The sequence below is a fragment of the Gemmatimonas sp. genome (assembly GCF_036405635.1).
Lineage (GTDB): Bacteria > Gemmatimonadota > Gemmatimonadetes > Gemmatimonadales > Gemmatimonadaceae > Gemmatimonas.
On sequence record NZ_DASWXE010000115.1, the window covers coordinates 1 to 8,150 of the forward strand.

Genomic DNA, 8,150 nt, shown 5'->3' on the forward strand with positions numbered 1-8,150 from the left:
CTGCGCCGTCGGGTGGATCGACTGCTACGGGAGATGGTGGTGGAGCAGACATGGGGATTCGAAGTGCCGGTGCTCGTCGTGCGGGGCACCATCGAACAACGAGCCGATCAGGTAATGGGTTGGGTGGTCGGAGGCGCACGTCCGCCTGAGTGACGAGTCGTTCAGCTCGCACCGGCGGAGCTCGGCGACCGTTTGAGGTACAGTTTCCTGCCGAACTCGCTGTGGCGTTCCGCAGCCATGGGATTCTTCCGCCAACCGGTTTCGCGCCATGGCGCGCATTGCGGGGTACCTTGGAGAGACCGCTTCCTGGAGCCCGTGGTGATTCGCTTTACCTTGGTGTTGGCGTTGACCGGTCTATTGGCGACCGGGTGTCAGTCCAGTCGTACGGCAGACGTGCCGGATCGTGCGGCAGACCGCGCCGCGATCGAAAAATTGTCGACGGCCTACCAGGCCGCCTTTCTGGCCGGCGATGCCAAGGCGCTCTCCGCGCTCTACGCGGACAGCGCGGTCGTCCAGCCGGCTGGCGAGGTCACGGTGCGGGGGCGCACGGCGCTCGATGCGTACTTCGCGGCCACCAATGGCCAGCCTGTGCAGGAAACCTTTACTGCGGCCGAACTCGTGATCGCGGCCTCCGGCGATGTTGCGTACGAAACGGGCCAGACGATGGCCGCGTCGGGGGCGGGGAAGTACCTCACGGTGTACCGGAAGATCGATGGACAGTGGCGCATCGCGGCCGAATCGTGGAGTCATGACAGTGGCGCACTGCCAACCACCGGCAGTGGCAACGATCTGACCGGCACCTATGGCTGGGAGGCCGGACAGGGTGCCGGGTGCACGCTCAAGATGGCCCGTCGTGGCAGTGACAGCGCGCAGCTGCTGGTCGAGTGCAATCGCGGCGCCCCGTCATACAACAGCGGTATGGCCGAAGGCGTGGTGCGGGTGGCGCAGGAACGTGCGGTCCTGTCGATCGCCGACTTCCAGAAGCCGTGTGCGTTGCGGATGCAGTTCAAGAAGGACACCGTCGTGGTCGCTCAGGACGGCTCGGACGCTGACTGCGGGTTCGGGCATGGCGTGATGGCTGATGGCACCTATGCCCGCACGAGTGCGGCGCTGCCGAGTTTCGATATCGACCGGTGAGGTCTTTTCTCCGCGCCGAGTGGCGTGACCTGGTGATAGCGAATTTCCGCGTGCCGCCGTCGATGCTCGAGCCGCTGGTGCCACGCGGCACCACGCTCGATCTGTGGGAAGGTGACGCGCTGGCCAGTCTTGTCGGTTTTCGCTTCGTGTCCACGCGGGTGCTCGGCGTGAGCGTGCCGCTGCACCGGGACTTTCTCGAAGTGAACCTCCGCTTCTACGTGCGCCGCGAAGCCCACGATGGTGCCCGGCGTGGCGTGGCCTTCATTCGGGAGCTGGTGCCGCGACATGCCATCGCGTGGATGGCACGCGCGCTCTACAACGAACCGTATCGGGCACTGCCCATGCGACATGGCCGCCGTACAGCGGGTACCGCGGACGCGTGGCGATATGAATGGCGTGAGGCCGGCACCTGGACCGGGTTCACCGCGCACACGACAGGCTTGCCACAGGCTCTCGTGCCCGGGTCGAAGGCGGAGTTCATCACGGAGCACTATTGGGGCTACACACCGCAGCGTGATGGCAGCACCGTGGAGTACCACGTGGAGCATCCCCGCTGGCAGGTATGGGACCACGGCGCATTCGAAGTGCACGGCGACCTGCGCCGTACGTATGGCGACGCGTTCGGTGAAATTCTGCATGGTCAGGCCGACTCCGTGTTCGTGGCCGTCGGATCTCCCATCACGGTGTTCCAGCCGGAACGCCTCCAGCACGGCACTCGCTGAGTGGGGCTCATTCAAGCTGCTGTCCGGACACGCATGCAACTCCTGACCGGCATTGTTGCGTTCAGTGGACTGCTGATCACTGCCACCGCGTCCGCGCAGGGCACCGGCAGCGCTCTCGCCGACTCGCTGCAGTTGGCCGGATACGAGGGGCAATACCAGTATCGCGATGGCGATACGCTCACCATTGTGGCAGACCGCGGTCGCGTGGTGGCCGTGCTCGACGAAGCGAAGTATCCGCTTCGTGCTGTTGCCGTTGATACGTTCATGAATGGCAGTGGAGACCGCATTCCGTTCCTGCGCGATGCCACTGGGCGGGTGACGGCCTTTCGGGAGCGCGGTGATACGTTCACTCGGCTCAGTGCCACTGTGCCGCGCGAGGTACGCGGACTGCTGCAGGCGCGGACGGTGCCTGTCGACGGCTCACTGCCACGCTATCGCTGCGCGGCTCCCGCCAACGCCGCCGATGGCCTGCGGGTCGCGACGCCGGGTCGTGCCACCTTGCCCTGCGAGGTCGCGGCGCGGCTCGTCGATGGTGTCATTGATGGCGTCTACCCTGATGTGCGCGCCCTGCTCGTGTATCACAAGGGCGTGTTGGTATTGGACGAATATTTCTACGGCTATGATCGCGATCGACCGCATCAGATGCGCTCCCTCACCAAGAGTGTGGTGGCGATGACCACCGGTGCGGCGGTGGATCGTCGCATGAGCGCGCTCGACGATCGCATGCTGGATCGGCTGGGATATCAGACGACGGCCAATCCCGATCCCCGCAAAGCACGGATCACCCTGCAGGATCTGCTCACCAACCAGTCGGGGTTGGCCTGCGACGATCATGATGGTGCCTCGCCGGGCAATGAAACCAAGCTGTACGAAAGTGCCGACTGGCCCCGCGCCTTTGTGGATCTGCCGATGATTGCCGAACCGGGCACCGTGGGTCGGTACTGTTCGTTCGGTATTCTCACCGCAGGGCGCATGGTGGAGCGTGCAACCGGCAAACATTTGCCTCGCCTTGCCAACGAGGTGCTTTTCACGCCGTTGGGAATCAAGCCAACCCAGTGGCGCTGGACGTTCGAGCTCGACCGCAGCCAGCGAAACGATTTTGGCCAGGTGTATCTCCGCCCGCGCGACATGCTCAAGTTGGGCGTGCTGGTGCTTCAGCGCGGCCGCTGGCAGGGACGTCAGGTGCTCAGCGAAACGTGGATCGATGCGATGACGGCGAAACACTCTCGCGTGGACGACAGCGACTACGGTCTCGCTGTGTGGCACCGTTGGTACAACGTGCCGAAGGCGAACGGTTCGCAGCGGGTGGAGACGATCATGTTCTCCGGCAACGGCGGGCAGAAGGTGTACATCGTGCCGTCATTGGATCTCGTGGTGGTATTCACGGGCGGCGCCTTCAATGTCGAATCGCCAGTAAACACGATGATGGCGGGCGTGCTGCTGCCGGCCTTCCTGCCGGGCCCCTGACGCCGGGTGGCGCACAGACAAAAGGCCCGGCGATGCACAATGCACCGCCGGGCCTTTGTTTCATGCCAGAAACCTTCTGGCCACCTGCTCGAGCCGGTCATCACCGGCCTTTTCTGCCTCTACCAGCATGACCTCTACGTAGGGTCGCAGTTGCGGTTCGCCCCAGTAGTATCCGGTCGCACGTTCGGCGAGTTGTGTCTCGCCGACGCGTGCCGCTTCGAGCAGAGCCCGCGCGGCCGCCCGATCGAAATCGGGATCCTCACGGTCCGGCAGGTCGTAATTGCGGCGGGGCATCTCCCCTTCCGCATCGTCCCGCAAAAATGCCATCGACATCCGCGACCTCCGATCAGCCGCCGTGCACGAGGTACGCTTCCACCGAGAGCAGATTGCGCTCGCCGGCCATGCGCACCACACCAAGCAGTCGCGTCATCTTGGTCACTTCCTCGAGCTGCTCGTCGACGAACCACTGCAGGAAGTTCTGCGCGAGATAATCGCTTTCGCTCGCCGCGAGATCCATGAGGCGCTTGATCTGACCGGTCACCTCAACTTCCCAGTTGAGTGCGGCCTGCAGCGCTTCTTCGGCCGATGCAAACGTGTGCACCGGTTCCTTCACTGGCGGCAGACGCAGCTCACCACCGGTTTCGACGACGTAGTGGAGCAACTTCTGCGCGTGCTCACGCTCCTCGTCGGCCTGCTTGAAGAACAGCTTCGCCAACTGCGCGAGATGGATGCGATGGAAATGCGCCCCGATGGCGTAGTACTGGAGACTCGCTCCGAATTCGTTGCCGATCTGGGTATTGAGAGCCTGAGCCAGCGTCGCGCTGATCAGCATAAAGACTCCTGCAAGACGAAATGTTGAACGGGATATACTCGCAGTCTATCCCGACTTGCGTACGAAGCAAGCGGTGCTCCGGGCAATACAGATTGATGAGAATCGCTATCGGCGATGTATGCTTGAGAACGATTCCCGACTAGAAGGTGGCGCGGAGTCCGAAGAGCATCTGGCCGTCGCGGTTGCTGGGCGCGCCACGGTCCCTGGCCTCGCTGTCGAGTCGCTCACGATGGGTGAACGTGAGTTCGATGGCCGAGCGTAGTGGTACGGCCAGTGTGGTGGTGCTCTCCATCGTGTAGCGTGCGGCCCGGTCAATCGTGGGCTGGTACAGCGTGAGGTGCGAGAACCGCAACGACTCGCCGATGCGCGTGCGATAGCGGGCACGCAGTGACCACCGGTAACGCGTGCCTGTGCCGGCGGCCGGTGTGGTGTCGTTGATGCGAATGCCGCGTGTCTCTTCACCGAGCATGGCCAGGCTTATGCTGCCGTCCTCCTGAAAGCCGCCACGAATCGAATCGGGGCGCCACACGGTGAGCTTGGCACCCGCACCGGCAGAGAAGCGTGACGCGAGGCGCTGTTGCAGACTGGTTTCAGCAAGACCAAACGCAAACGGGCTGACCAGTGCTCGGGGCGTCAGGTCCACGCCGAACGTGCCGCGTGTGTTTCGCACGATCACGCGACGTTCTCCGCTGACCTGATCAACCGCATCGCCATAGCCCGACTGCACATCACCACGCAATTGTCGGCGGGCTGTCTCACTGCTCGCGGAGAACATGCCGTTGAGCACGCGTTGGCTGGCCGCGCCATACAGCAACGAACCACTGGCCTCCACGCTGCGACGCCAGGACGATGGTGGTGGACTCTGCGCACACAGGCCCGTCGGCAGCAGCACGGTCGGCACCAGGACGGTCACCGTCAGCCACAGCAGGCCTGGTCTCGGGACTCGGACAGTCCGTGGCGCGGGTCGCGATGGAGTCATCAGATTGAGAGAGGTAGAAGTCACGCGGGCCCATACACCGCCATCAGGCGTTGGAGCCCATTCCAGCGCGCGCCATGTTGTGGTGCACGCGCGCGTTCGATCATACATCTGCACATCAATCGGTACTGCCATGAACCGCCTCCGGGAACTGCTCGGCGTTGAATTGCCCATCATCCAGGCACCCATGGCCGGTGTGCAGGGCAGTGCACTGGCCGTGGCCGTCTCCACCGTCGGTGCGCTGGGGTCCCTTCCGGGCGCGTTGCTTGGCGCCGATGCACTGCGACACGAGCTGATGGCCATTCGTGCGGCCACCGACAGGCCGTACAACGTCAACTTCTTCTGCCATGCAACGCCGCCGGCCGACATTGATCGCGATGCGCGCTGGCGCGAGACGCTGGCGCCGTATTTCACGGAGCTGGGCGTCGACATGGCGGGCATTCCCAGTGGCCCCGGCCGCCTGCCGTTCAGCGATGACATTGCCGACGTGCTGGAGGAGTTCCGGCCGCCAGTGGTGAGCTTCCATTTCGGTCTGCCGTCAGCGGCCCTGGTGCAGCGGGTGCACGGCTGGGGGGCGAAGATCCTGTCGACGGCCACTACGGTTGACGAAGCCCGTTGGCTGGAAGCGCACGGCGCCGATGCCATCATCGCACAGGGCACGGAAGCGGGCGGTCATCGCGGTCACTTCCTGTCCGATGACCTGCAGGCGCAAATGGGGACGATGGCACTCGTGCCGCAGGTCGTGCGCGCGGTGAATGTGCCCGTCATCGCGGCCGGCGGCATTGCCGATGCACGCGGTATTGCCGCGGCGCTTGCCCTCGGAGCCTCCGGGGCGCAGTTGGGCACGACGTTCCTGCTCTGCCCGGAAGCCACCACCAGTGTGGTGCATCGTGCGGCGCTGGTGAGTGATGCGGCGCGCGTCACGGCCATGACCAACGTGTTCACCGGACGCCCCGCGCGCAGCATCGTGAACCGACTGGTGCGTGAGGTGGGGCCGCTCAGCGCGATGGCGCCAGCGTTTCCACTGGCCACCGCGGCGATCACGCCGCTGCGTGCGGCGGCCGAGCGTGAGGGGAGTGGGGACTTCTCGCCACTGTGGGCCGGCCAGAATGCCAGTGGATGCCGGGAGATGCCGGCGATGGCCATCGTGATGGATCTCGCCACGGCGCTGCTGTACGCGTGAGCGGCGCCGTGGGTGCGGTGCTGCGCGTGGCTCAGATATCGAGCGTGATGCTCACCGGGCAATGATCGCTGCCCATGACATCGGCATGAATGTCTGCCGCTTTCACGTGCTGCTGTAGCGACGACGAGACGAGCACGTAGTCGATTCTCCAGCCCACGTTCCGTGCCCGTGAGTTGGCGAAGTGGCTCCACCAGGTGTAGTGGCCGTTGCCTTCACGAAAGATGCGCAGCGTGTCCACGAAGCCGGCGTCGAGGAAAGACTGGAAGCCGGCGCGCTCCTCGACCGTGAACCCTTTGCGCCCCTTGTTGGGCTTGGGATTGGCGAGATCGAGTTCGGTGTGGGCGACATTCAGGTCGCCGCAGAACACCACGGGCTTCTTCTTCTCGAGTGCCTTGCAATGCGCGAGAAAGGCTGCGTCCCAGTGCTGCGAACGCAGCGGCAGGCGACTCAGGTCGTCCTTCGCATTGGGCGTGTACACCGTGACCACGTAGCACTTCTCGAACTCCGCCGTGATCACGCGCCCTTCGGTCTCACTGTCGCGGCCCGCGTCATCGACGAGCGTGTACTTCTTGGTGATGGCCTTGGGGAAACCGTTGGTCACCGAGAGCGGTTCGGTGCGACTGAAGATCGCGGTGCCCGAGTAGCCCTTGGTGACGGCTGAGTTCCAGTACTCGTGGTAGCCGGCCAGGTCCACCTCGACCTGTTCGCGCTCGGACTTGGTCTCCTGCAGGCAGAGAACGTCCGGCTTGTGGGCTTCGATGAACGGCAGGAACAGGCCCTTTTTCAGCACGGCCCGAAGACCGTTCACGTTCCAGGAGTAGATCTTCATGGCAGGATCTTCAAGGCAATGCGGAGGGACGTATCGCGCGGGGATGCCTGAGAGCTAGTCGTCACGGCCGGCGGTCCGCCAGTGGGTGATTGTCTCGACCTGTGCGCGGGCCTGATGCAGATTCCGGTGGTGAATCATCCCTCGCAGGAATTCCTCACGTTGCAGGGTGCGCTGGCAGGCGAGTACTCCCTGCAGCGCGAGCTTGGTCGTGGTGGTATGGGTGTGGTCTATCTGGCGCGCGATGTGCACCTCGATCGTGATGTGGCCATCAAGGTGCTGCCGCCCGATGTTGCGCTCGCATCGGGATCGCGTGACCGGTTCCTGCGCGAGGCGCGCACGGCGGCCGGGCTGTCCCATCCGCACATCGTGCCCATCCACCGGGTGGGTGAGGCGGGCGGTTTTGTCTTCTTCGTGATGGCGTACGTGGATGGCGAGACGCTGGGAGAACGCCTGCGTCGCACCGGTCCGCTCTCGCCGGCCGATGCCAGCCGATTGCTGCGGGAAGTGGCGTGGGCGCTGGCCTATGCGCATGGGCGTGGTGTGGTGCACCGCGACGTGAAGCCTGACAACATCCTGCTCGAGGCCGGCACGGGGCGCGCCCTGGTGACCGACTTTGGCATCGCGCAGGTGGGCGTCGCATATGATGGCGGAGAGGCCGATACGCAGAAGATCGCCGGTACCGCGCACTTCATGAGCCCCGAACAGGCGGCCAACGCCTCGGTGGACGGGCGCAGCGATCTCTATGCCCTGGGTGTGGTGGGCTATCTGGCGGTGAGTGGCCGGTTGCCGTTCGAGTCTTCCTCGCTGCACGCACTGGTACTGAAGCAGGCCACCGAGCCCGCACCCAGTGTCATGCGGGCAGCACCCGGACTTCCCGCGTCATTGGGTGCCACCATCGATCGCTGTCTGGCGCAACGCGCATCCGATCGGTTTCCCGACGCCGAGTCGCTCGCATCGGCGCTGGCACCGGTGGTGCAGGCACGGCCATCCCTGTCGCCGTCATT

9 protein-coding genes are annotated in these 8,150 nt (G+C 64.5%); 5 read left to right on the forward strand and 4 right to left on the reverse strand.

Annotated elements, in window-relative coordinates; genetic code table 11:
• Nucleotides 1-318: 318 nt before the first annotated feature.
• Genes VGE27_RS10085 through VGE27_RS10095 form a run of 3 tightly spaced genes read left to right on the forward strand, consistent with a single transcriptional unit; the run spans nucleotide 319 to nucleotide 3,326 of the window.
• Nucleotides 319-1,137 carry a YybH family protein gene (locus VGE27_RS10085; protein WP_331049524.1) on the forward strand — a complete coding sequence of 273 codons (819 nt, stop codon included), beginning with the start codon at nucleotides 319-321 and terminating at the stop codon, nucleotides 1,135-1,137.
• Nucleotides 1,134-1,859 carry a DUF2071 domain-containing protein gene (locus VGE27_RS10090; RefSeq protein ID WP_331049525.1) on the forward strand — a complete coding sequence of 242 codons (726 nt, stop codon included), beginning with the start codon at nucleotides 1,134-1,136 and terminating at the stop codon, nucleotides 1,857-1,859. The genes VGE27_RS10085 and VGE27_RS10090 overlap by 4 nt, the downstream gene beginning before the upstream one ends.
• Before the next feature lie 33 nt (nucleotides 1,860-1,892).
• The gene (locus VGE27_RS10095) at nucleotides 1,893-3,326 is read left to right on the forward strand and encodes a serine hydrolase (protein WP_331049526.1); all 1,434 of its coding nucleotides are present in this window, start codon (nucleotides 1,893-1,895) and stop codon (nucleotides 3,324-3,326) included.
• A gap of 60 nt (nucleotides 3,327-3,386) precedes the next feature.
• Here the strand turns inward: VGE27_RS10095 and VGE27_RS10100 are convergent, their stop codons facing one another.
• The 3 genes from VGE27_RS10100 to VGE27_RS10110 form a co-directional block, all read right to left on the reverse strand.
• A complete protein-coding gene (locus VGE27_RS10100; RefSeq protein WP_331049527.1) occupies nucleotides 3,387-3,659 on the reverse strand; it encodes a hypothetical protein in 273 nt (90 codons plus the stop codon).
• A gap of 13 nt (nucleotides 3,660-3,672) precedes the next feature.
• Nucleotides 3,673-4,158 carry a ferritin gene (locus VGE27_RS10105; protein WP_331049528.1) on the reverse strand — a complete coding sequence of 162 codons (486 nt, stop codon included), beginning with the start codon at nucleotides 4,156-4,158 and terminating at the stop codon, nucleotides 3,673-3,675.
• A 139-nt stretch (nucleotides 4,159-4,297) separates the two neighbouring features.
• Complete coding sequence (locus VGE27_RS10110) at nucleotides 4,298-5,071, reverse strand: DUF481 domain-containing protein (protein WP_331049529.1); 774 nt, start codon at nucleotides 5,069-5,071, stop codon at nucleotides 4,298-4,300.
• Nucleotides 5,072-5,267: 196 nt separating this feature from the next.
• On the opposite strand from VGE27_RS10110, the gene VGE27_RS10115 reads away from it, so the two are divergent.
• Nucleotides 5,268-6,317, forward strand: a complete 1,050-nt coding sequence (locus VGE27_RS10115) for a nitronate monooxygenase (protein WP_331049530.1) — start codon at nucleotides 5,268-5,270, stop codon at nucleotides 6,315-6,317.
• Between the two features lie 31 nt (nucleotides 6,318-6,348).
• Here the strand turns inward: VGE27_RS10115 and VGE27_RS10120 are convergent, their stop codons facing one another.
• Nucleotides 6,349-7,146, reverse strand: coding sequence for an exodeoxyribonuclease III (locus VGE27_RS10120; protein WP_331049531.1), 798 nt, complete (start codon nucleotides 7,144-7,146; stop codon nucleotides 6,349-6,351).
• An 81-nt stretch (nucleotides 7,147-7,227) separates the two neighbouring features.
• Here VGE27_RS10120 and VGE27_RS10125 point away from each other — a divergent pair.
• A partial coding sequence (locus tag VGE27_RS10125; RefSeq protein WP_331049532.1) for a serine/threonine-protein kinase occupies nucleotides 7,228-8,150 on the forward strand: 923 nt, incomplete at its 3' end.